Origin of the sequence: Actinoplanes sp. NPDC049316 (assembly GCF_040677315.1) — a bacterium.
Lineage (GTDB): Bacteria > Actinomycetota > Actinomycetes > Mycobacteriales > Micromonosporaceae > Actinoplanes.
In genome coordinates, this window is the sequence record NZ_JBFAQM010000032.1 from 15,594 (window position 1) to 36,713 (window position 21,120).

A 21,120-nucleotide genomic window follows, 5' to 3' on the forward strand; every position below is an offset into this window, starting at 1 on the left:
TGTTGCTGGCCGCCGTGCCCAACCTGACAGGTCCGCACGGCGGCGCAGCCGGAACCTGACAGGTGCTACCCGGTCAGAACCGGGAACCTGACAGGGGCGACCCGGCGCTGTCCTGCCCGCCGTTTGCTGCCCCGTGTCAGGGTCCCGGTCTCACCGGTCACTGGCCGATAGCCGGTGACCGGTGAGGCTACCCGGCACGTCCCTACGGAGCGGGACTCTGCCGTATCGGCCGCCGCCGAACGAGTCCCGACGGCGGGTCCCGCTCCGCTTCGGCGACCGAAGCGGGACCCACCGGCTGGAGGAGTCCCGTCGAGCGGGACTTCGCCGATGTCCCGCACAGTCCCGCCCGATCGAGGGACCTGACCGGGACTGCGGGACTGCCCGGCTGACAGGTTCTGCCAGGTCGGCCGATCTGACAGCCCAGCACCGGGACCCCCGGTCCCTCATACGCTGAAGGTTCTCCTTCTTCTTTCTGTGTCCCGATCCCTTGCCCCGCGCGACGGCATCGCGCCCACCATCACGGTCGGCCGCCGCCGCCAGCCTCGGATCTGGCACCCATCTGCTGACGCCCTCCGCTGACACGGCCGGGGCGCGGTAGCGCACACCCAATTTTCCAGCGGCGGCCATCACCCGATGGCCGCCTTCCTGCTGTCCGTAGGAGGACGACATGCTCAAACCCGCCTGGTACCTGCCTGGTGCCGACTGGTACGCGCAGGTCCCGGATCGTCCCGGGATCGACGATGACGGCCAAGACGTCGTGAACATGCTCGCGCAGATGCTCGGCGATAATGCGCGCCTGGATCCGCCGGTCACCGTCGCAATGACCTACATCAGCCTGCTCGCTGTTGAACACCTCGGCGACATCATGACTCACGCCGCCGAACTGCACGATCTCGGCGAACTGGCCCGGCTGGTGTGCGGTCTCAACCTGATGCAGGCGCACCTGACCCAGGCGATCCAGCGCATCGCCGCGAACACCGATGCCCGCGCCTTCCCCGGCTCCGTCGATGCACCGGCCGCGGCGCTGCGAGCCGTTGTCGACAGTCTCAGCGCAGCCGGCGCCAACAGCGAGCTGGTCGCGGGACACCTCAAAGAGGCGCACCTGCGGCTCAACGGACTCACGCAGTAGCCGATTCCCGTCTGACCGCTCGCCTCACCTCTTCGGCCGTGCCCGGCCGACCGCGCGAATCCCGCGCACCTTTTCCGGGCACGGCCGATCTGGCGTGCCCGGATTCCCCCTGATGGATGGAGGAATCCCATGCCGTACCCCGACCTCGGTACGCCACGCCACCACCCCGCCGTGCCTTCGCACCGCCGGCGTCCGGACGTAGCCCCGCACGTTCTCGCGCTGCTCGACCGCGCCCAGCACGGCGACCGTGACGCGTTCGCGCAGCTTTACCTCACCTTCCGGGAACCGGTTACCCGGTATGTGGCCGTGCGCCTGCGAGGCCGCGACCGCGACGCGATCCCCGACCTCGTGCAGGAGACGTTCACCGGGGCCCTGGCGGACCTGAACGCCGCGTTGCTCGACGTGCGCGGCTGGTTCATCTGGCATGCGGCGAAGGCGTGCAACCAGCATGACTGGTCGCGGCGCCGCTACGTCCGCGCCGCGTACGCCGTCCGTGACCACGAGCCCGTGCCCGCCGCCTCGGCCGTCGTCGTACCGCCTGACCGGCTCGGGCGGATCACCTTTGCCCACGCGATGGCGAGGCTGACCGCCGCCCAGCGCCGCGCGATCCAGCTGCGCTATGTGGACGGCTACCCCCGCGACGCCGCGGCCCGGCTCATGGACCGCAGCACCGATGCCGTCCGCGACCTGGAACGGCGCGGTCTGCGCCACCTCCAAGCAGCCCTGGCCACTGCGCCGGTCACGGCATGAATCCCGCTCCCACACCTGTGAAAGGCACGATCATGACGCTGTTCTACATCGCCGTCTACCACAACACCGACAGCCGGTTCTTCCCGTACGAGCCCGGCCACACCCTCACCAAGGTCATCTCCCACTGGCGGGACCTGCCCGCCGACACCAGCCCGGAGACCATCGCCGACTGGGCTTTCACCCTGTTCAACGCCGACCTCGACACCCTGCAGGGCCGCCGCGGATACCCCGACGGCGGCGAACTGGACTTCCTGCTCGCCTGCACCTACCGGCTGCTGAAACTGCGCTCACTGTCGGCCGGCGACGTCCTCGGGATCACCACCGAGCAGACCACCACCTTCCTGGCGTGCGAGGTCGCCGGATGGCGACGCATCGACAGCCCGGACAACCGCACCGGCCAGGCACTGACCGCCGACACCGTCTACCAGCACCTGCGCCGGAGCCACCGTGCGTGAGCATCCCTGCCACCAGCACCGGCCTGGCCAGCACACCGACGCATGCCTCACCGGCGACTGCGGATTCTGCTGCACCAGCCTCACCGACGTCGCCTCCGGTGAATGCCGCGCCTGCCTCCGGATCGTCTGCGAACACTGTGACAGCGGATACCAGGCCGACCTCGGCCCGATCTGCCAGCCCTGCACGCCGTCCGCGTCCGCCAGCTCGGCCACCGGGGAACTCGTGGAGTACCGGTTGTGCGTGTTCGAGTTCGACCTGTCCTGCGGCCACACGGTCTTCGTCGCCCTGACCGGCTGGTACCCCGTCACGGTGGCCTGCTGCGACCGGCTCGGCGGCACCATCCTGCGCGGCGACTACCACCCACGGGACTCTGACATCGACTACGTCAGGGGCGTGCACGAGCGCTACGAACTGCGCCCCGAGGGGACTCCGCCCGGCGCCACCCAGGTGATCGGCCGGCTGCCCCGCACCGACGAGCCACGCCCGCCCGACCGGCTCGGCCTGAAGGGCTCCGCCGGGCGATACCCGGCTCGTGTCGGCGCCACCTTCAGCTGGGACGGCTCGATCGCGAAGCCCGAGACCACCTGACCCGGGCCGCCGTACACGGCGCCCGAAGCACCAAATGCGGCCCGCCAGAAGGCGGGCCGTCGTCGTATCCGGAACCCGGGACGCTCCGCCTGGAAAACGTGCGTCCCGGGTCTCCACCAGAAATGGAGGAACCCAGTGTTCACCACACCCCTCGTGATCGCCACCCTCGTGGCCGTCACGCTCGGAGCCGTCATCGGCTTCCTCACCAGCCGGAGAACTACACGGCTGATCATCGCCCGGCTGCGCGACGACCTGGCCGACAAGGTTTGGCAACTCACCCATGACCCGCTCACCAGGCTGAACAACCGCGCCGGTCTACGCGCCATCCACACCGCCATCGCCGCCTCCGAGTACCGGCAGATCGTCACCGTGCTCATCGACCTCGACCTGTTCAAAGAGGTCAACGACGCGTACGGCCACGACGCCGGAGACGACCTACTCAAGGCGACCGCCAGCCGGCTCACCCGGCTCGCCGCCCTCTACAACGGGCACGCCGCCCGGCTTTCCGGCGACGAGTTCGCCGTCATCGCGCCGCTGGACGCAACCCGCCTCGTTCACATGGCACTGCTGTTCACCAACGTGATCGCCGAACCCGTCGAGATTCGCACCGACGACGGGCCCGCCCTCCTCACGGTTACCGCGAGCCTCGGCATCGCCGTCGCCTCCAGCACCGACCTGCTCGAAGGCGTCGCCCTGCACCACGCCGACTTGGCCATGTACCACGCCAAAAAGCAAGGCGGGAACCAGCACGTCCTCTACCGGGCCGGTATGACGATGCCCACCCGCCCGCCGCGCCGCGGACCCCGCCTGCGCGACCAGCGCCGCAGCCACTCCGGCGGTGAGGCATGAACCTCGCCACCCTGATGGCCTGTGCCCTCTGCCGCGAAGCCCTGACCGAACACCACGACGGCGCAAGCGTCAGCTACCGGCACCCGGTCGCGGAGAAGGACCACCCGGTCACCCCGATCAGTGCCGCCCTGCTGCGCGACGTCTTCCACCGCTGCCACACCTGCTCCACCGGCCTGCCTGTCTGGGACTACCGGACCGGGCTCATCCAACTCCTGGCCATGGACGCCGGTGTCGTGCAGACCTACAACGACCAATGGCAGATCTGCTACCCGTGCGCCCAGCTCATCGAGGCCGACGACATCGACGCGCTCACCACCCGGTGCGCGAGCCTGGTCGGATGGCGGCCCGGCAGCATCGAGTACACCCAACTCAACCTGCTGCACCGCGGCATCGTCCTCGGACGCGAAGACCGGACCCTGCTAGCCACCACACCGTGGCCACCGGCCCGGATCACCGCCGACATGCTGCCGAAAGTCCGCGACCGGTTCACCGGACTGCTGCGCGGCAGCGTGCGGCTACCCGACCCGATCAACGAGCCGGGCTGGCGACGGCGCCTGGCCGACCAACTCGACGTCGCCCCGATGTACTGGGTCAACGACGAGTTCACCGGCCTGGTCAACGCCGTCAGCATCGAACAGCCCACCGCCCGACTCACTGACGAGATCGCCCCCACCCCGGACGGCCTGATCGTCTGGGCCGAGCCGGTCGGCACCACCGAGGAACTCGCCGCCGTCTCCTGGACCCAGACCGGCGACGGCTGGCAGCTCATCGGCTACCGCAGCATCGGCACCGCCGTCCCCGACGCCCTCATGCCGCAGATGCGGCACGAGATCGGCTGGCTCCTGCCCATCCACACCGCACACCTCACCCGACGGGCCGCCATTGACGGTGACCACCCGCTCAGCCCGCTGGTCACCACCTGGCTGCTGATCCACCAGCAGATGGCCGACACCGTGGACACGAAACTGCCCACCGGCACGATCCGCGCCTACCAGCGCAGCCGACGCCCGGCACCCGAGGTCAAGACCATACGGATCAAACCCCGCACCGCCACCACGGCTGAACCGGATCAGCGGCGGGGCAGCACGCGGACACGGGCCAAGCCCGACCACCGGTTCTGGGTCTCCGGCCACGAACGCCAACAGGCGTACGGTCCCGGCCGGAGCCTGCGCCGGCCCGTCGACATACAGCCGTTTCTCAAGGGCGATGAACACCTGCCCATCAAGTTGAGCACCACCGTCCGCGTCCTGCGCGGACGCCCCGACACCGGCACCGGCACTCCCGAGTGATCCGGCCCGTGGTGGGTGAGGCCCGACCTCACCCACCACGGCGTAGCCGATCCCGTGCATGACGGCGGCTGTCCCGCCGGACAAACGCCGCCCTACCGGTGCGCGCCTCACCGGGCCGAACTGCCCCGGTACGCACAGCGCCACGCCGCCCTGCGTGCTGCCTCGGCGGCCAGCCCGACTCGAACACCCATTAGCAGTGAAACCAGACCCTGGCCAAGGAGCCCTTTCATGTCCGATGACGTACTCCAACTACGAATCCGAAGCGACGTCGACCTCGTCGCCGTCGTGCCTTACCTGCTCGGCTTCCAACCGGGCGACGGCAGCATCGTCGTCATGGCCGTCGCCGACAACCTCGTCGTCTTCGGCGCACGCCTGGACCTTCCCGGACCCGACGATCCCACCGCGGCGCTGCTCGACATGAGCCACCACATCGCCGATGTCGCCCGCCGAGCCCACCCGGACCCCGCCATGGTCCTCATCGGCTACGGCCCCGCCGCCGACCTCGACCCGGCACTACACACTGTCGCCGCCGTGTTCGCCATCGACGGACTCCCCGTGCGTCCGCCGCTGCGCGTGAACGACAACCGCATCCACCACCTCGGCTGCACCCACCCCAACTGCCCGGAGAACGGCACACCCTTCGACCCCTGCGCCTCGCCGATCCCGGCCGAGGCAACGTACGCCGGCGTGGTCGCCCTACCCAGCCGGGACGCCAAGGCCGCCCTACTCAAACCGGACCCCACCGCCACCGGCGAAACGATCCAGAGAGCGATCATCGAGGCAACCGCTCGCCTCGACATACAGGCTGACGATGTCCGCGCGACTGCGGCATCGGCCCTTGCCGAGGCTTTCCGCCGGCATTCTGGCGGCGTCTCACCCGACGAGACCGAACTGGCTTGGCTTCTGGTCCTGCTTGCGCGCCCATCGGTCTGGAGCCTGGTCCTGAGCCGCACCGAGCCGAGTCCGCAACACCTGGCGTTCTGGATCGAAGTCACCCGCAGAGCACCCGAACCGTTCATCCCCGCCCCCGCCACGCTGCTCGCCATCACTGCGTGGGGATTCGGCGACGGCATGCTCGCCGAGCTGGCTGCACGCCGCGCGCTGAGGGCCGACCCGGCGAACGAGAACGCCACCGCCGTTCTCTGGGCGGTGAGGTCCGGAATTAGCCCGGCAGAGATCGAACGGTCGATCACCCACCCGGAAACGGCAGGAGACTCGGAGGACGACCATGGCAAGTAGGTCCCGGCCCCTCTGGTATCCGGCCATCGCCGTCACCGCCAGTTCCTGGATCCGCCAGGAAGTAGAACAGGTCGAGCAGCAAGCGGGATGCGACATCGACGTCACGGAATCCCTGCCCGACAGTCGCAGGAATGCCCGCCACCGCCCGATGATCATCATCGGCGCGGACCTCGTCGGACGCGTCCGCAAGCCCCTGTACTGCGGCGGCATCGTCGTCGTGACCGCACTCGCCCCCGACGACCGACGCGCCATCGACCACGCCACCAGGATCAACGCACCCCACATCGTCGCCCTCCCGCACGGGCAACAGTGGCTGGCCGAGAAGCTGCTACAGATCATGGATAGCCGGTAGATCGGGACCGCGCCGACCCGTCGGCCGCCTCGGCGGAGCGAGCCAAGACGGCTCGCTCCGCCCCCACCAGCAGCCGCAACATCGCAGGAGGTGGGCCTTTTTTGCTTTATGGGATTCATGATCGAGGTGATCCAGATCTGGTGCGCCCTACTCACGGAGAGGTCTGGTCGCTTGATGGCTGGAGCAGGCAGCTTTCGCCCGGGTGCGGCAGGATAGACGAGTGCGGACGGACGAGGCGACTGATGCTGCCGTAGCAGCGGCCACTGAACAGGGCCTCTCCGTCAGCGGCGCCCGTGTCCTTCGGGTAGGCGAGAATGGCGTCGTGGTGTTTCCCGCCGCCGCCGCCCTGGCGCGGATCGTCCGAGGCCGGGACGCGGTGGAGCGAGTCGCCGCAGAACTGCGCACCGCTGATTGGCTGCAGTCGCGGGGGGTACCGATCGCCCGGCCGATGGTGCCGGTCCCGGTCGTCGTCGACCGATTCGTAGTGTCGTTCTGGGAGTATCTGGCCGACGGTCAGCCGGCTGACCTCGTCACACTCGCCCACTGCTTGCGCAAGCTGCATGGCATTCCCATGCCGGTAGACAACCTGCTTCCCAAAGTCGATCCGTTCAGTGGTTTCGAAGATCGACTGGCCCTCGGCGACGCCCTCAGGGCGGAGGATCGGGAATTCCTCAGCGAGTTCCGCAGTCGGCTCGCTGACCAGTGGAGTCGGGCCAGTTTCACGCTGGACCTGGCCGTGGTTCACGGCGATGCGCACATGGACAACCTTCTTCAGAGCCCTGGAGGGCGGGTCGCTTTCATCGACCTGGAGACCGTGGCCGTCGGTCCACCGGAGTGGGATCTGACCTTGACCGCGCTCTATCACGAATGCGGGTGGTTCTCGCTCGACCAGTACCGTCAGTTCGCCGACGCCTATGGCTACGACGTGCGAACGGGCTCCGCGTGGCCGATTCTGCGGGGAGTTCGCATGCTGCGAATGACAACCTGGCTCGCACAGTCGGCCGGGGACTATCCCGAACGGGAACGGCAGTTGCGGCATCGCCTGGCCAGCCTTCGAGATGGAACCGCGCCAGCGGGGTGGACCGGGTTTTAGGCGGAGGTATTGACCAGGGTCGCAATGTCGGTTCGTACCGTCTCGACCCGTTCCTGATCGCCACGACTGGTGACGGCGCGGCCAAGGATCCTGCTCAGGAGCCGGAGGTCATCGGTGACGCGATGTGACTGGAGCTGACCGGCCTCAGCAACGGCGATTTCGGCCGCAGCCAACGCTTCGTCGATGTCCCGGTGACGGGCCTTCAACGATGCGATCCTGATCATCGTGAGCGCTCGCGAACGAACAACATCGGCAGGATGCAGCGCGTAGGCAGCTTCAAGTCGGCCGATGGTGATCTCCGCCTGGATGTGGTCATCGCTCCGAAGGGCCAGGTCGAACAAGCCGTGGCCGGCATCGCCGAGAATCTGGCCCTCATCGGCGTAATAGCCCCACGTTTCGTCATGCGGCCCGTCCGGAGCGCTGGTCGCGAAATGGTGATCGCAAAGCTCCACCGCCTCCCGGCATGCGGCAGTGTTGCCGATCTTGCCGTATGCGCGGGCTTCGACAATGCCGATCACCGCACGGCCGAGCGGCGGCAGATGTCGCCATCCGAGGCGGGCGAGGCTGGACATCTCCAGCGCCTCGTCCGTTCGGCCGAGATACGTCAGATGCCGACTCATGGACGTAGCCGTGTGGGTACGTTGCTGGACGTCGTCGGCCTCTCCCGCGAGCTGGATTGCCTTCAGGAAGAAGCGCTCTACCAGCTGGGGCGCGTCACCGGCGTCGAAGCACGCCCAACCAGCGAGGTCACCGAGGCGGGCGGCGGAAGCCTGCCAACTGCGCCGTGTGGCGCCAGACATGATCGACGTGCGGGCTGCACGGCAAACCCACTCCAGCTGGCCGCTCATCGCGGCCCGCGCGAGCCCGCCGCCGTACTGATGGTCCCATTGCTCGAACAGGACCGTGCTGCGACGGAGTGCTTCGACATGCGCTTGCTCGATCTTGGGAGGTGCCTCCATCTGCGTTGACCAAGGGCCCGGCAGGTCCAACAGGTCGTCGGGCAGCATCCCGAACCACGCTGCGCCCGCTCGCCGCACCAGGCCGACATCGGTCTTGTTTTCGACGGCACCACTGCCGATCTCCTGTAGACGGGCAGCAACGGCCTGTGAGGCGTCGGGACTCCGCTCGTTCCTGTGTTCGTCGATCGGTGCCGTTCGCGGCCCGCGGACGATGTAGAACCCGAGATCCTGATCGCTCTGCGCGTGCAACACAGCTCGCAACGCCTCGCGTCGTTGCTCACGGGGCCACCGGTATTCGCCGCGCTCCAGCTTCCCGATGTCGTTCTCGTCAAGACTGGTTATGGCGCTATACCTATCCGCCAGGTATGTGTTGACCGCTTCTGCAAGCTCCTGCCGAGACATCGGACGGCCGGAGCCGGAAGGAGATAGGCGCCGTCGGCGCGCCTCCACGAGCAGCCTGTTCGGCGTGGATTTTCCGCGATCCACCATGAATCAACCCCAACCGGAAACAGGGATACCGCACGAGGCGTACAGACGCGGGATCAGATTGTAAGGCTCTGCTGCGGTCCTGAGCCCAGGTCTCCGTCGACGTGGCACGATGGCTTGGTGGATAGTCGGGATGCAGGCGTGGTGGTGTGGGATGTCGATGGCACGCTGATTCCGGCGGATCTTCGCTGGTTGCGGCGTGCTATCGCCCGGACGTACGGGATCGACGAGTCGGCTGTGACGTTCCCGGAGAAGAAGGTTCACGGCTACACCGACGAGTCGATCGTGGTCGATACCGCTGTCACGTCCGGCATCAACGCGGCGGACGCGGAAGCCGGTGTCCCTCGGTTCGGTGTGGTCTTGGCTGAGGTCATGGATGCCGGCCGCGACGAGCTGGCCCGGGTTCAGCCGCCGTATCCCGGGGTCGTCGAGAGTATCGCCGCGCTGCATCGGCGTGGTTTCGTGCAGACGGTGCTGACCGGGAACCTGCGGGCCGCGGCCGAGGTCAAGGTCGCCTCACTGGGTGTGGGCGACGAGTTGGACCTCGACATCGGCGCGTACGGATCGGATGATCGAGACCGCTTCCAGCTGACGGCGGTCGTGGCGCGTCGCTACCGCGACAAGTACGGCACGCCGCTGCTTCCGGCGCGGACCGTAGTAGTGGGGGACGCGCCGAACGACATCGCCTGCGCTCGGAACGCGGGGTTCCGGGCTGTAGTGGTTGCTCACCGGGCCAGCCGGGAGGAACTGGCTGGCTACGAGCCGGACGCGGTGCTCGACCGATTGGACCCTGACTTGCTGGTGTCGACGATCGCCGGCCTCACGTCGGCTGATTGAGGAGAACCGACCTTTCGTGATTCAGGCTGCGGCGATGCGCTGATCCATTTCGCGTACTGCCGGTTCCTTGTTCCAGGGGCTGAGGCTTTCGCGGGCTCGCTGAGCGCGGGCGATCCCACGAAGGTTGCCGATGCGGCGTAGCTGTTCATAGGCGTCGCCGAGAGTGGTGCATGCGGCGTCGAGCTGGCCGGTAAGTCCGTAGGCGGCGGCGAGGTCGACACGGGCGGCGAGGGCGACGTTGAGATTCCCTTCGTCCTCGCCGAGGGCGGCGGCGACGCTTTCAAGCTGTTCGATGGCGACTGTGGGTTCGTCAAGCAGCAGGTAGCAGGTGCCTTCGTAGACCTGGACGCGGGTGGTATTCCAATCGCTGAACAGTCCAGTGCGGTCGTCGTTGGTGATCGCGGCGGCATGCTGTCGTGCCTGGTCGAGGGCTGCCTGGGCCTGGCGCGGGAGGTGCAGGGCCGCGTACGCCTGGGCTTGTTCCGCGGAGATTCTTGCTCGCGCTGCCGCCGTCAACTGCGGGCCGGCGGTGCTGGCCTCGTCGAGCAGGCGCAGGCCGGTCATGACGTCGCCGTCGGCGTGAATCAGCGTGGAGGCGCCGGAGTGCAGGTTGCTTTCGAAGATCCGGGCGACAGCGGCGAGGCGGACGTCCCCAGATCGGTCGGCGAGCGTGCGGGCGTAGCCGCAGTGGGCGAGAGCCATGGTGTGGTTGCCCTGTGCGCTCCACAGTCGGCTCGCGACGATCGATGCCTCGCCGAGCATGGCGCCGATATCAGCTTTGATTGAGTCGGAGCCTGCTTTGCGGTACAGCGTCAGCAGACAGTCGCGGTGCGCTTCAACGAGACTCAGCAAGGCCGAGGGCGGGACTGCCTGGCGCTGTTGAGCCAGCATGCTGGTCACCAGGGCGAAACTGCTCCACTCGCCGCGTCCCACGCCGCTCCCGTGCAGTAGTTCCTCGGCGGACGGCTCCAGTTGCGCCAGGACGAGTTGGTCGACCGCTGTGGCATCGGATGTGGCGGTTGATGAGCGGCTGATGTAGAAGCCGATCTCATGGTCGGCTGCCACCTGCAGGACCGCGCGGAATGCTTCCCGGCGTCGTCTGCCGGGCCAGCGATTCTCGCCGCGCTCTAGTCGGCCGATGTCTGTCTCGTCCCACTGGTGAACGATCTGGTGGTGCTGCCAGAGGTAGAGGTTGATGGCCTCGGCGAGTTCCTGCCGCGACATCGGCCGCCCTGACCCGGACGGAGACGGCCGCCGGCGTCGTGCCTGCATCAGTAGCGAATTGGGCTCCGGCTTGCCTTGGTTCACCGTGGCACCATCCTCCGCGCGTCGGAAAGTAGCCGATGGATTGTTCGGGTGGTTCTGGCCTGGCTGGCCACAGGGTGGCGCCTCATACGGCCCACCCCATGATGGCCCATCTGCCAATGTTTGATTGGCGGGGCAGGTCTCTGGTCCGTGGCTGCTTGAGCCGACCCAAGAGATTGTCGCTTCTCAATTTTTGGCGGTGCCGAAACGCAGGAGCGGGACGTCGTAGAGGTTGGGATCGCGCTCCCGGTGTAGGGCCGGCCGGGAGACTTCGACGAGGTACATCTCGGTGAGGAACTGGACGGTGGCCGAGAGCAGGTGGCTGGTGTGCGCGGTCGCGCTGTGCTCCTTGAGCCCGACGGATACGTGGAGGTGCGGCAGGATCCGCTGCTCGGTTTCGTCGTAGGCGATGGTGCCGCCGCCGAGGGCCTCGACGTTGCTCAGGTGGACGGCGGACCAGACCGGGGCCTGTGGGTTGTCGAGTTTCGCGCAGGTGCCGACGACCTCGACCTGCGAGAATCCGGCGATGAAGGTGGGGATGATCCCGTGCCGGACGTTGTTGGCGCGGCAGAAATCGTCGAGGGCGGTGTAGAAGTCGTCGCCGTGGTCGAACACGACGACGAAGCTCCGGCCGATGTCGACCTGCTGACTACGCATCCTGAACCTCCGGCTTCGCCGGTGCGCTGTCGGCGCCGGTCGGCCACGGCCATGCCTCGGGGTCGCCGCAGCCGCCGGCTGCGGTGATCGCCGCGGTGACCGTCTTCTGATCGGTTCCAGTGGCAAGCAACGCGTTCAGCAGGATGCGGGCCTTGTACGGGTCGAGGAATCCGGCGGGGACGAGCCCTCGGCTCAGTAGGTCCCGTTCCGAGCCGGGGAAGCCGTAGGTCGTGGTCAGTACCGGTCCGGCGCCGGTCCGGCTGGCCAGCACAACCGGAATCCGGTCGGCAAGATCCGCCAGCGTCGGAACGAGATCCTGTGGGACGTGGCCCACGCCGAACCCGGCGATCACCACACCGTCGGCCCGGTCAGCGAGGCCGTCCAGCAGGACGCCGTCGTCGCCGAGGCTGATCGTCAGCAGCACCACCCGGGGGCGCGGCCCGTCGCCGGGCAGCGGGACGACATGACGAGAGCCGAGCCGGTTGAGGAGCCGGGGTTGGCCTTCGACCAGGTAGCCGAGCGGCCCGCCGTTCGGGGACTGGAACGTGGACCCTGCTGTCGAGTGGGTCTTGCGGACGCGCCGGGCAGCGTGGATCTCGTCGGCGAACACGACCAGACAGCCCAGGCCGCGGGCGTTCTGGCTGGCGGCGGTCTGGACGGCGGCGAGCAGGTTCGCCGGGCCATCAGCCCCGGCCAGGGTCGGGTTGCGCATCGCGCCGGTGACCACGACCGGTTCCGGCCCGGGGTGGTACAGGTCGAGCAGGTAGGCGGTCTCCTCGATGGTGTCGGTGCCCTGCACCACGACCACGCCGTCGACACCATCGGCGAGGTGCTGGCGCACCAGCCGGGACAGCGCCGTGACGTCCGCCAGGGACAGTGACGCCCCCGGTAGTCGCCGGAAGTCGCCGGTCTCGACAGCGACATCTAGGTCCGCAAGTCCCGGAACTGCCGCCAGCAGGTCATGTGCTGCAAGAGCGGGGACGACACCGCCACTCGCTGCGGCGGTCATCGTGATCGTGCCGCCCAGGCTGACCACCAGGACTCGGCGTGGCTTGGGCATCTCAACACCCACAGTGGCTGTCCTCCACCTCAAGGAACGGATAATCGGAGCCTATCGGCTGATCATGCCGACTTCGCCCACGTACTGGCAGGCACGGTCAACGCCTGCGACAGAAAGTAGTCGGCTTCGGGGCGCGGCAAATCCGCTGCATCCGTGCTCGCCCAGCTGTCGGCAGCGCTCGACGAGCCACGCCCAGTCCAGTTCCAGGTAGTCGGCCAGCATCCGGAGTCGACGGCCGGCGGACGGGCCTGTGATGGCGGAGTGCGCTCCGGTGTAAGCGGCGATCTCGCCATAGTCGCGTACGGAGGGGCGGTCGGTGGTCACGCCGACCTGCCAGATCCCGTCGGCACCGACCCAGTTCGCCACGATGGCCTCGTGGCCCCGGTCGAGAACGAAACCCTCGATCGCCGAGTACTCCGTCTCAGTACAGACGTTGACCTGGATGCCGAACGACTCCATCAGGGCGGCGCTGAGAAGGAGCAGGATGCGTTCACCGGGCGGCGAGGCCGCGACCGCGTCCGGCGGGATGCAGAACGCGCGGGTCATCGGTCCGTCGGCGAACCGCTCCGCTATCGCCCGCAAATAGTCGTACTTGTGCCTGAACAGGAGCCAGGTACTGGCCTCTTCGCCGCGCTGCTCGCGTGTCCAGAACTCCGGTGCGTCGGCGAGGCCATCGAGGTGGCGAAGGATGTGGTGAGCGCAGAAGAAGCTGCCCATCCACATCTGGGACACCGCGGTCAACTCCGAGGCGAGATCCCGCCCAAGCGACGAGCTCGGCATCGACTCGTAGGGCAGGAGATCCTGCTGAAGATCATGAAGCAGCGAGTCGTCATTTAGTAGTGGCTCGTCCAGGTTGACTACCGCCCAGAGAATCCCGACTGTCACGTCATCCAGAACATATGCGGGCGGGATCAACAGGCGTGATCCAGGACCGGCCTTCGCCAAGCGTCGACGAGCCTGACGGGTGTCAAGGCCGTAGCCCGTCGCGCCGCCGTCATCCGCAATGGCTCCCACCACCAGGCCCCGTCGGGCTCGGGTGAGAAATCGGCTTGCCGCGAAGTCGGCCGGGACTGCTGCCAAAATCCGTCCGTCATCCACGGCGGGGTAGGTCTGGGTGTCGATCGACTCTCCGTCGAAGAACTGCCCACCGGCGGACCGCAGTACGTTCCCCATGGCCGAGGACGATCCGGGCACATGCTGGGTCAGCGCTGTGCTGGTCATAAGAGGCGGCAGCAGCGGAACTTGGGCCACCGAGATGACCGCATCCGACGAGCGGATGCGTCTGGTTCGGAAGAAGCCCAGTTCTGCGTCGGTCGTCGCGCCGAGGACGGCTCGGAAGCCTTCCCTGCGGGTCCGGCCAGGCCAGCGGATCTCACCCCGTTCGAGCTTGCCGATGTCGGTTTCGTCCAGCCGATCGTCGCGTTCGTATCTGGACCACTGCCAGGCATTGACTGCCTCCGCCAACTCCTGCCGCGACATGGGACGGCCTGAGCCAGTTGGGGACTTCGTACGTCCCCGAGCATCGATTAGTTTGGTGTTGGGGCCGCTGCCGTCGTCCACAACGTCTCACCTTTCGACGAGATGACGCACCATTTCTCCGTTCTGCGGACCGTCAGCGCTCAAACTCTCCTGATTGGACTCCTTTGATGAATGCGGTCCACTCGCCTCGGTTGAACTCGAGGACGGGGCCCTCGCGGTCCTTGCTGTCGCGCAGGCCGACCGTCCTGTCATCGGCGAAGGCCACCTCGACGCAGTTGCTGGCGCCGTCGCTGTAGCTGCTCTTGAACCAGTTCGCGAACTTGCTGAGACTCACGGTCTGCTCCCTGCATGGTCGGACAGATCCTCGGCCGCTGCGGCGAGGAGATCAAGGCTGCTGGTGGGGTCCAGCGCCGCCTGTTGAAGGCGCTGGTACAGGTCAACGTAGTGGCCGGTCTGGGCCGGTGTCGTGAGGACCAGATCCTCGCCGTCGGTATCGACGGCGACAACGGTCGGATCTTTCGGGTCGGGGAAGCGATACGTGAAGAAGGCCGACTTGGGCACGACGTAACCCGGCAAAAGGGCCGACAGCGGCAGGACCCGGATGGTTATCTTCCGCCGTTCACGTCCGGCCCGAACGAGATGAAGAAGCTGGGCTCTGGTCACACCCGGCGGTGCCGCAGGCCGGCGTATCGCAAGCTCATCGATGATGACCTCGTAGCTGGGTCCGTCCGCTCGATCGAGGATGCGTTGCCGGACAGCGCGAGCTTCCAATGCGCGGCTCGGATCGAACGCCTCGGGGCGGATGCCGCGATTGGCGCGAGCGCGAACCTCGGTGAACTCCGGAATCTGGAGTAGGCCGGGCAGCAGCGTCAGGTGGTACTCGGCGATCGAGCGGGCGCCAGCTTCCAAGTCGGCGTACAGGGCCTGCTGCGGTCCCATCTCGTCGCGGAACTTCTCCCACCAGCCACGTTCCCGGGCGTCCCTGGCTATGGACATGATTTGTTCCCGGCGGCGGTCGCCGACTCGGAGGACGTCGAGGATGCGTGCGATCTCGTCGTCAGCCGGGCGGACGTGCCCGTTCTGGAGCTGGCTGATGCGTTGCCGAGACATTCGGACGGCCGTGGCAAGCCGGACCGTCGAGTAGCCGTGTTCCTCGCGCAATTGGATCAGCTCAGCTGCGAGGCGACGCCGTCGAACATAAGGGCTGACCATCGAGGATTCCTCCGGCGCGGACTGAGCAACGTGAACAACACCGCGACTGTCGGGGCCGTGCGGCATCGTCCGGTGTGGCCAGAGCGTAACCCCGGATTCGCGAGCAGGAGCGCTAAGCGGGTCTGACCCATGCCGTAAAAGAGCAGCTCAGAGACCGTTCTCCCGGTAACTCTCCTACTAAAACTCCCGGTAATTCGGGGTTCCGAGTCTGCCGACTGTCGGTGATCGTAGGCACACCACACGCGACATATCGATGGCTTGTTGAGTGAGTAGTCGTCGGACAGTCGCAGCACCGCAAACCAAGATCCGGATGCCACCGAGGAGGACGTGATGACTGCCAGCGGGTCACCGGCGCCGACCGTATGTCGTAACGGTGCCGCCGTACCCGACGTCAACCCGGCTGGCGATGACAAGCCCCAGCGCTTCGGCAATGACAGCCCGCACGTTGCGGTAGTCGGCCGGTGCACAGCGGTAGGGGCCGCGTTCTCCCCTCTAGTCCGGTCACAGCCTTCCCCCGAGCGCGATGGCCGGACCCGGTCGCGCGGTTGGTCCGCCCTTTCACGGCGTGATCAGCCGCGCGGCCGTGAACCTCAGGTGCCTTATAGGTACTCACTGGCGCAGGCAGCGAAGGAGTCGACTGTGCGCGCGACCAATGACGAGATCACGCGGGTAGCCGGGTCGACCTTGTCGTATCCGCTGTGTGGCCTGCTCTTCTGCCGCTGTGGTGCCCGGTTTTGTCGCTCGAGTTCGCCGGCGTCGAAGCGTGAGTACCTGTCGGTATGCGGATGTCGCCTCCGGCCGCTCGACGCGGACAACATCGAGCGGCTCGTGCATGCGGAGGCGGTTTCTCGCGCTCTGGGCGCAGCGACGCTGGGCAGGTCGGTCAAAACGCCCGAGGTGCTGTTCCACCTGTATTCCCGGATCGAGGTCGGCGGGACGGTCGAAGACGTGCGATTCGTCCGCCGCATGTAGGCCGCGCCCGCCGTCGCTGCCAGCGGAGCGCGGCGGCGGGTAGCGCGGCCCACCTGGTGTGACTCGCCCCCTTCCCCCTGAATCTGCGTTCGCCGTCTTTCCCGAGGGCGGACTCGAAACCCCCATACAAAAGTTGATGAAGGGACATCCCCGGTGTCGTATCCGGTCGAGGAGTTACAGCGGTTCGGTTATCAGCAGGAGTTGCGGCGGGCGCTGCGGTTCCGTGACCTGCTTGCCTACGGCCTCATCTTCATGGTCCCGATTGCGCCGATGGCGATCTTCGGGGCGGTGTTCTCCGCCTCCGGCGGCATGGTCGTCGGCGCGTACGCCATCGGCGTGATTGCCCTGGTGTTCACCGCGTTCTCATACGCGCAGATGGTGAAGGCGTTCCCGCTATCCGGGTCGGTCTACAACTACGTCGGCCGCGGCATCGGCGCGCCGGTCGGGTTCGTGGCCGGGTGGGCGATCATGCTCGACTACATCCTGGTGCCCTCGCTGCTGTACCTGGTCGCCGCCGTCGCGATGAACGCCACCCTGCCCGCTATCCCGGTGTGGCTGTGGCTGATCGGCTTCGTCGCGGCGAACACGATCGTGAACTCGATGGGGATCCGGATGACCGCCCGGTTCACCTGGGTCATGCTCATCGGCGAACTGGTCGTCCTGTTCGTCTTCCTCGGCTTCGGGGTGTGGGCGATCATCACCGGGGCCGGCCAGTGGACCTGGGAACCGCTGTACAACCCGAACACCTTCGGCTGGGCACTGCTACTCGGCGCGACCTCGGTGGCAGTGCTGTCGTTCCTGGGTTTCGACGGCATCGCGATGCTCGCCGAGGAAGCCAAGGGCGGCTCGAAAGCGATCGGCCGGGCAATGGCCGGAGCCTTGTTCGTCACCGGCCTGCTGTTCATCGCCCAAACCTGGGTGGCGGCGATCCTGACTCCCGACCCCCAAGGGCTGATCACCAACGGCGATCCGGCGGGGACGGCGTTCTACACAGCCGCCGAGGTGGCGTCTGGACCATGGCTGGCCACCGTGTGTGCGGTCGCGACCGCCATCGCCTGGGGTTTGCCGGACTCGATGGTGGCGCAGGTCGCGATCTCCCGGCTGCTGTACGCGATGGCCCGCGACAAGCAACTCCCGGCGTTCCTCGGGAAGGTATCGCGTAAGCGCAACGTTCCGCGCAATGCGATTTGGCTCGTCGCCGTCGTCTCGCTCGCCCTCGGCCTCTACATGAACCAGCGCGGTGACGGGATCGCCCTGCTGTCGAGTCTGATCAACTTCGGGGCGTTGACCGCGTTCCTGCTGCTGCACCTGTCGGTGATCGTCTACCACGTCATCCGGAAGCGCAGCCGCAACCTGGTCGCCCATCTGCTGATGCCGCTGGTTGGCGCGACGATCCTCGGGTTCGTGGTGTGGAACGCGAACGTCGCCGCCCAGCGCCTCGGGTTTGTGTGGATCGGCCTCGGCGTCCTGGTGCTCATCGGTCTCTACCTGACCGGCCGTCGACCCGAGCTATCCGGCTTCGCGCCTGTATCACAGCCGGCGGCTCCGGCACGTCAGGAGGTGTGACGCCCATGGGAGAACACACGTACACCCCGACGGTAAAGGACCTGGCCTACACGTTCGGCGGAGTCCCGCCGGTGGCGAGCGTACGCTCCGGCGACGTGCTGACGCTGTTCACCGAGGACTGCTTCGGCGGCGCCGTCACCACAGTCGACGACCTTCCGAGCCAGGTCTGCACGTTCCCGTACCTGAACCCGGTCACCGGGCCGTTTTTCATCGAGGACGCCGAGCCCGGCGACACCATCGCCGTCCATTTCCTGTCGATCGTGCCTGCCCGCAAGGCCGGGGTCTCAAGCACATTCCCGCACTTCGGGGCGCTCACGTCTACTTCTCACACGGCCACCCTGCAACCGCCGTTGGAGGAGCGGGTCTGGCTCTACGACATCGACGCCAAGGCCGGACTGGTGCGCTACCGCGCCCGCAACTCAGACTTCACAGCGGACCTGCCGTTGGACGCGATGCACGGCACTGTCGGTGTCGCCCCGGCCGCCTTCGAAGCCCGCAGCACCATTACCTGCGACGCCCACGGCGGGAACATGGATACCCCGGAGCTACGCGCCGGCACGACCCTTTACCTCGGCGTCAACATGCATGGAGCGATGCTCGGCCTCGGCGACGGCCACGCCCGCCAGGGACAAGGAGAGTCCAGCGGGGTCGCGGTCGAGGTCGCCATGACGACCACCATCGCCGTCGAAGTGATCAAGGGCGTGCCGACGCTGTGGCCACGGATCGAGTCCGATAGCGCGATCATGTCCGTCGGCTGCGCCCGCCCGCTGGAAGATGCGTTCCGGATCAGCCAACACGATCTGGTCAGCTGGACCGCACAGCTGACCGGCCTCGACACCCTCGACGCGTACCAACTCGTCGCGCAGGCCGGCACCGCGCCGGTCGGCAACGTCGTCGATCCGAACTACACCATGCTTGCCAGCTTGCCCAAGCACCTTCTTCGAGGCGCTGATCTCTACGGCGGCACCCATGAGCGGCTCCGCGCCACCCCGCACCCCGCTGCTGCTGGGACCGGCGCGGCATGACCATGTTCGTGACTGCTGACAAGGCCAACCCCGTGCCCACCACCTTCCGACTCGACCCACGCGGCGTCCTCCCCCTGCACGCTGAGCTGTATCTCCTCGCCCACGACGATGACACCGGCGACCTGCTGATCAACCAGCAGTCCCTCGAACTCGGTCTGGCCGGCGCTCTCCTGCTTGAACTGACGTTCAAGGAGTACGTCGCGGTCGGCTATCACTACGACGACTTCCGCCGTCAATGGCAACGCCAGCCCGGCCGGTTGACGCTTTGTCAGACCGGCCCCACCGCCAACACCCTGTGGGATGCCGCGCTGACCACCGTCGAGCGGGTCATCCGCACCCAGCGGGACGCCGATCAGCTACGCGCCGTCCTCCGGTCCTTCGCTGCCGCTGACCTGTATGAGAGGGTCCGGGCCGCACTGGTCACCGTGGGCCTGCTTCAACGAACCACGCGGCGCCGACTGGCCGGACTGGTCAAAACCGAAACCCATCTACCCGTGCACTACGGCTTCGCCGTACGGGCACGCGCTCACATCCGTGACGCTGTCGCCCACTACGCCGAGACGGCCCGCTACCGGCCCACCCCTCCCGGTGATGAGTGCGCTGCCCTGTGCGGCCTGGTCGCAGCCCTGGAGTTGGCCGAATTCCTGTACGACGCCATGCCCGTCCGCGAGCTGAACCCATGGCTCGAGCACGTTGCCGACAACAACGACAACCGGGCCATCAGCGCCGTAGTACGCGCCGTTGACGCAGGCCGCGGTGACCTGGCCGTGGCCGCAATGCACTGACGTCCACACCACAGCTCGCAACACCCGTTGCTCAGAACCGCTGGATATCTCCACCGGAACGGCACCAACGAGATCGTAGGAAGAACCAGATGACGATGCGAGAGTCCGGCACTCTGGCCAACGGCGGCACGCCGCAGACGGCGATAGACACCTCGCGACCTCATCCTGCCAGAAGGTACGACTACTGGCTCGGAGGGAAAGACAACTTCGCCGCCGACCGCGAATCCGCCGATCGGATTGCCAAGGCATTTCCTCAGATCCGCACAGCAGCGCAGGAGAACCGCAGATTTCTGCGCCGAGCCGTCGCCTTTCTGTCCGCCGAAGCCGGTGTAAAACAGTTCCTTGACATCGGCGCTGGTCTTCCTGTGTCGCCCAACGTTCACGAAGTAACCCAGAGAATAATTCCAGCTTCTCGGGTTGTATACGTGGACAACGAGCCCATGGTAGTAAGTCACGCCCGGGGGTTGATGACCAGCTCCCCGCAGGGCACCACCACCTGCATACAAGCGGATCTGCGTACACCCGACGCGATCCTCGCCGACCCGGCCGTTCGAGCGACCATCGATCTGACCAAACCGGTTGGGCTGCTGCTTTTCGCCGTCCTTCACTTCCTCGACGACAACGAGAACCCATACGACCTCGTAGCTCGGCTTGTCGATGCCCTGCCTAGCGGCAGCTACATCGCGTTGTCTCACGCCACCTTGGATCCACTTCCCGAAGACGTCATCAAGCAACTGACCGCGTTCATAGGCGCCGGCGGCGACCAAGGAACTTTCCGGCCACGTAAGCGAGTTGACGTTGCGCGCTTCGTTGATGGACTGGACCTGATAGATCCCGGCGTGGTTCCGATCGTGCGATGGCGTCCCGATAGATCACCACAAGCCGTTGCTTCGGTGGTGGACACCGCAATGTACGGGGCGATAGCTCGGATTATTTGACCACGCAGTCAATTCAGCGAAGGGAACGATGCCACGAAAGCGAAATGAATTGTCCTGCAAGCCTCGCGTCGCCTGGACCTAGGATCGTCCTCCC

General features: G+C 66.9%; 22 protein-coding genes. 15 read left to right on the forward strand and 7 right to left on the reverse strand.

Features of this window, described 5'->3' with window-relative positions; translation table 11 throughout:
• Positions 1-667: 667 nt before the first annotated feature.
• The 9 genes from AB0K03_RS34025 to AB0K03_RS34065 all read left to right on the forward strand — a co-directional run bounded on the left by AB0K03_RS34025 (position 668) and on the right by AB0K03_RS34065 (position 7,745).
• Positions 668-1,129 (forward strand): hypothetical protein, encoded by a 462-nt coding sequence (locus tag AB0K03_RS34025; RefSeq protein ID WP_364693731.1) that lies wholly within the window; start codon positions 668-670, stop codon positions 1,127-1,129.
• A 129-nt stretch (positions 1,130-1,258) separates the two neighbouring features.
• Positions 1,259-1,879 carry a sigma-70 family RNA polymerase sigma factor gene (locus tag AB0K03_RS34030; protein WP_364693733.1) on the forward strand — a complete coding sequence of 207 codons (621 nt, stop codon included), beginning with the start codon at positions 1,259-1,261 and terminating at the stop codon, positions 1,877-1,879.
• A 32-nt stretch (positions 1,880-1,911) separates the two neighbouring features.
• On the forward strand, positions 1,912-2,334 hold the full coding sequence (locus tag AB0K03_RS34035; RefSeq protein ID WP_364693735.1) for a hypothetical protein: 423 nt from the start codon (positions 1,912-1,914) through the stop codon (positions 2,332-2,334).
• On the forward strand, positions 2,327-2,923 hold the full coding sequence (locus AB0K03_RS34040; RefSeq protein ID WP_364693738.1) for a hypothetical protein: 597 nt from the start codon (positions 2,327-2,329) through the stop codon (positions 2,921-2,923). Before AB0K03_RS34035 ends, AB0K03_RS34040 begins: the two co-directional genes overlap by 8 nt.
• Positions 2,924-3,058: 135 nt before the next feature.
• On the forward strand, positions 3,059-3,772 hold the full coding sequence (locus AB0K03_RS34045) for a GGDEF domain-containing protein (protein ID WP_364693741.1): 714 nt from the start codon (positions 3,059-3,061) through the stop codon (positions 3,770-3,772).
• Complete coding sequence (locus AB0K03_RS34050) at positions 3,769-5,061, forward strand: hypothetical protein (RefSeq protein WP_364693744.1); 1,293 nt, start codon at positions 3,769-3,771, stop codon at positions 5,059-5,061. The genes AB0K03_RS34045 and AB0K03_RS34050 overlap by 4 nt, the downstream gene beginning before the upstream one ends.
• A 228-nt stretch (positions 5,062-5,289) precedes the next feature.
• Positions 5,290-6,300 carry a DUF4192 domain-containing protein gene (locus AB0K03_RS34055; protein ID WP_364693747.1) on the forward strand — a complete coding sequence of 337 codons (1,011 nt, stop codon included), beginning with the start codon at positions 5,290-5,292 and terminating at the stop codon, positions 6,298-6,300.
• Positions 6,290-6,652 carry a hypothetical protein gene (locus AB0K03_RS34060; protein ID WP_364693749.1) on the forward strand — a complete coding sequence of 121 codons (363 nt, stop codon included), beginning with the start codon at positions 6,290-6,292 and terminating at the stop codon, positions 6,650-6,652. The genes AB0K03_RS34055 and AB0K03_RS34060 overlap by 11 nt, the downstream gene beginning before the upstream one ends.
• Positions 6,653-6,872: 220 nt before the next feature.
• Entirely contained in the window at positions 6,873-7,745 is an 873-nt protein-coding gene (locus AB0K03_RS34065; RefSeq protein WP_364693752.1) for an aminoglycoside phosphotransferase family protein, read from the forward strand.
• On the opposite strand, the gene AB0K03_RS34070 is transcribed toward AB0K03_RS34065, so the two are convergent.
• Positions 7,742-9,193, reverse strand: a complete 1,452-nt coding sequence (locus tag AB0K03_RS34070) for a hypothetical protein (RefSeq protein ID WP_364693755.1) — start codon at positions 9,191-9,193, stop codon at positions 7,742-7,744. The genes AB0K03_RS34065 and AB0K03_RS34070 overlap by 4 nt on opposite strands.
• Positions 9,194-9,331: 138 nt before the next feature.
• On the opposite strand from AB0K03_RS34070, the gene AB0K03_RS34075 reads away from it, so the two are divergent.
• The gene (locus tag AB0K03_RS34075) at positions 9,332-10,027 is read left to right on the forward strand and encodes an HAD family hydrolase (protein ID WP_364693758.1); all 696 of its coding nucleotides are present in this window, start codon (positions 9,332-9,334) and stop codon (positions 10,025-10,027) included.
• 21 nt (positions 10,028-10,048) lie between these two features.
• Here the strand turns inward: AB0K03_RS34075 and AB0K03_RS34080 are convergent, their stop codons facing one another.
• From AB0K03_RS34080 to AB0K03_RS34105, 6 genes are all read right to left on the reverse strand, one after another.
• Complete coding sequence (locus AB0K03_RS34080) at positions 10,049-11,335, reverse strand: XRE family transcriptional regulator (protein WP_364693761.1); 1,287 nt, start codon at positions 11,333-11,335, stop codon at positions 10,049-10,051.
• A gap of 183 nt (positions 11,336-11,518) precedes the next feature.
• Positions 11,519-11,989 (reverse strand): PCC domain-containing protein, encoded by a 471-nt coding sequence (locus tag AB0K03_RS34085; protein ID WP_364693763.1) that lies wholly within the window; start codon positions 11,987-11,989, stop codon positions 11,519-11,521.
• The gene (locus tag AB0K03_RS34090; RefSeq protein ID WP_364693766.1) at positions 11,982-13,049 is read right to left on the reverse strand and encodes an asparaginase; all 1,068 of its coding nucleotides are present in this window, start codon (positions 13,047-13,049) and stop codon (positions 11,982-11,984) included. The genes AB0K03_RS34085 and AB0K03_RS34090 overlap by 8 nt, the downstream gene beginning before the upstream one ends.
• A gap of 51 nt (positions 13,050-13,100) precedes the next feature.
• Positions 13,101-14,528 (reverse strand): XRE family transcriptional regulator, encoded by a 1,428-nt coding sequence (locus tag AB0K03_RS34095; RefSeq protein ID WP_364693769.1) that lies wholly within the window; start codon positions 14,526-14,528, stop codon positions 13,101-13,103.
• A gap of 133 nt (positions 14,529-14,661) precedes the next feature.
• Positions 14,662-14,862 carry a DUF397 domain-containing protein gene (locus AB0K03_RS34100; RefSeq protein ID WP_364693772.1) on the reverse strand — a complete coding sequence of 67 codons (201 nt, stop codon included), beginning with the start codon at positions 14,860-14,862 and terminating at the stop codon, positions 14,662-14,664.
• Positions 14,859-15,740: a helix-turn-helix transcriptional regulator gene (locus AB0K03_RS34105; RefSeq protein WP_364693775.1), complete on the reverse strand. Its 882-nt coding sequence runs from the start codon at positions 15,738-15,740 to the stop codon at positions 14,859-14,861. Before AB0K03_RS34105 ends, AB0K03_RS34100 begins: the two co-directional genes overlap by 4 nt.
• 639 nt (positions 15,741-16,379) lie before the next feature.
• Here AB0K03_RS34105 and AB0K03_RS34110 point away from each other — a divergent pair.
• The 5 genes from AB0K03_RS34110 (at position 16,380) to AB0K03_RS34130 (ending at position 21,026) form a co-directional block, all read left to right on the forward strand.
• Positions 16,380-16,712 (forward strand): hypothetical protein, encoded by a 333-nt coding sequence (locus tag AB0K03_RS34110; RefSeq protein ID WP_364693778.1) that lies wholly within the window; start codon positions 16,380-16,382, stop codon positions 16,710-16,712.
• 153 nt (positions 16,713-16,865) lie between these two features.
• Entirely contained in the window at positions 16,866-18,278 is a 1,413-nt protein-coding gene (locus tag AB0K03_RS34115; RefSeq protein ID WP_364693781.1) for an APC family permease, read from the forward strand.
• 5 nt (positions 18,279-18,283) lie between these two features.
• Positions 18,284-19,303: an acetamidase/formamidase family protein gene (locus AB0K03_RS34120; RefSeq protein ID WP_364693784.1), complete on the forward strand. Its 1,020-nt coding sequence runs from the start codon at positions 18,284-18,286 to the stop codon at positions 19,301-19,303.
• The gene (locus AB0K03_RS34125) at positions 19,300-20,088 is read left to right on the forward strand and encodes a GPP34 family phosphoprotein (protein ID WP_364693787.1); all 789 of its coding nucleotides are present in this window, start codon (positions 19,300-19,302) and stop codon (positions 20,086-20,088) included. Before AB0K03_RS34120 ends, AB0K03_RS34125 begins: the two co-directional genes overlap by 4 nt.
• A gap of 89 nt (positions 20,089-20,177) precedes the next feature.
• Positions 20,178-21,026, forward strand: a complete 849-nt coding sequence (locus AB0K03_RS34130; protein ID WP_364693790.1) for an SAM-dependent methyltransferase — start codon at positions 20,178-20,180, stop codon at positions 21,024-21,026.
• Positions 21,027-21,120 lie beyond the last annotated feature (94 nt).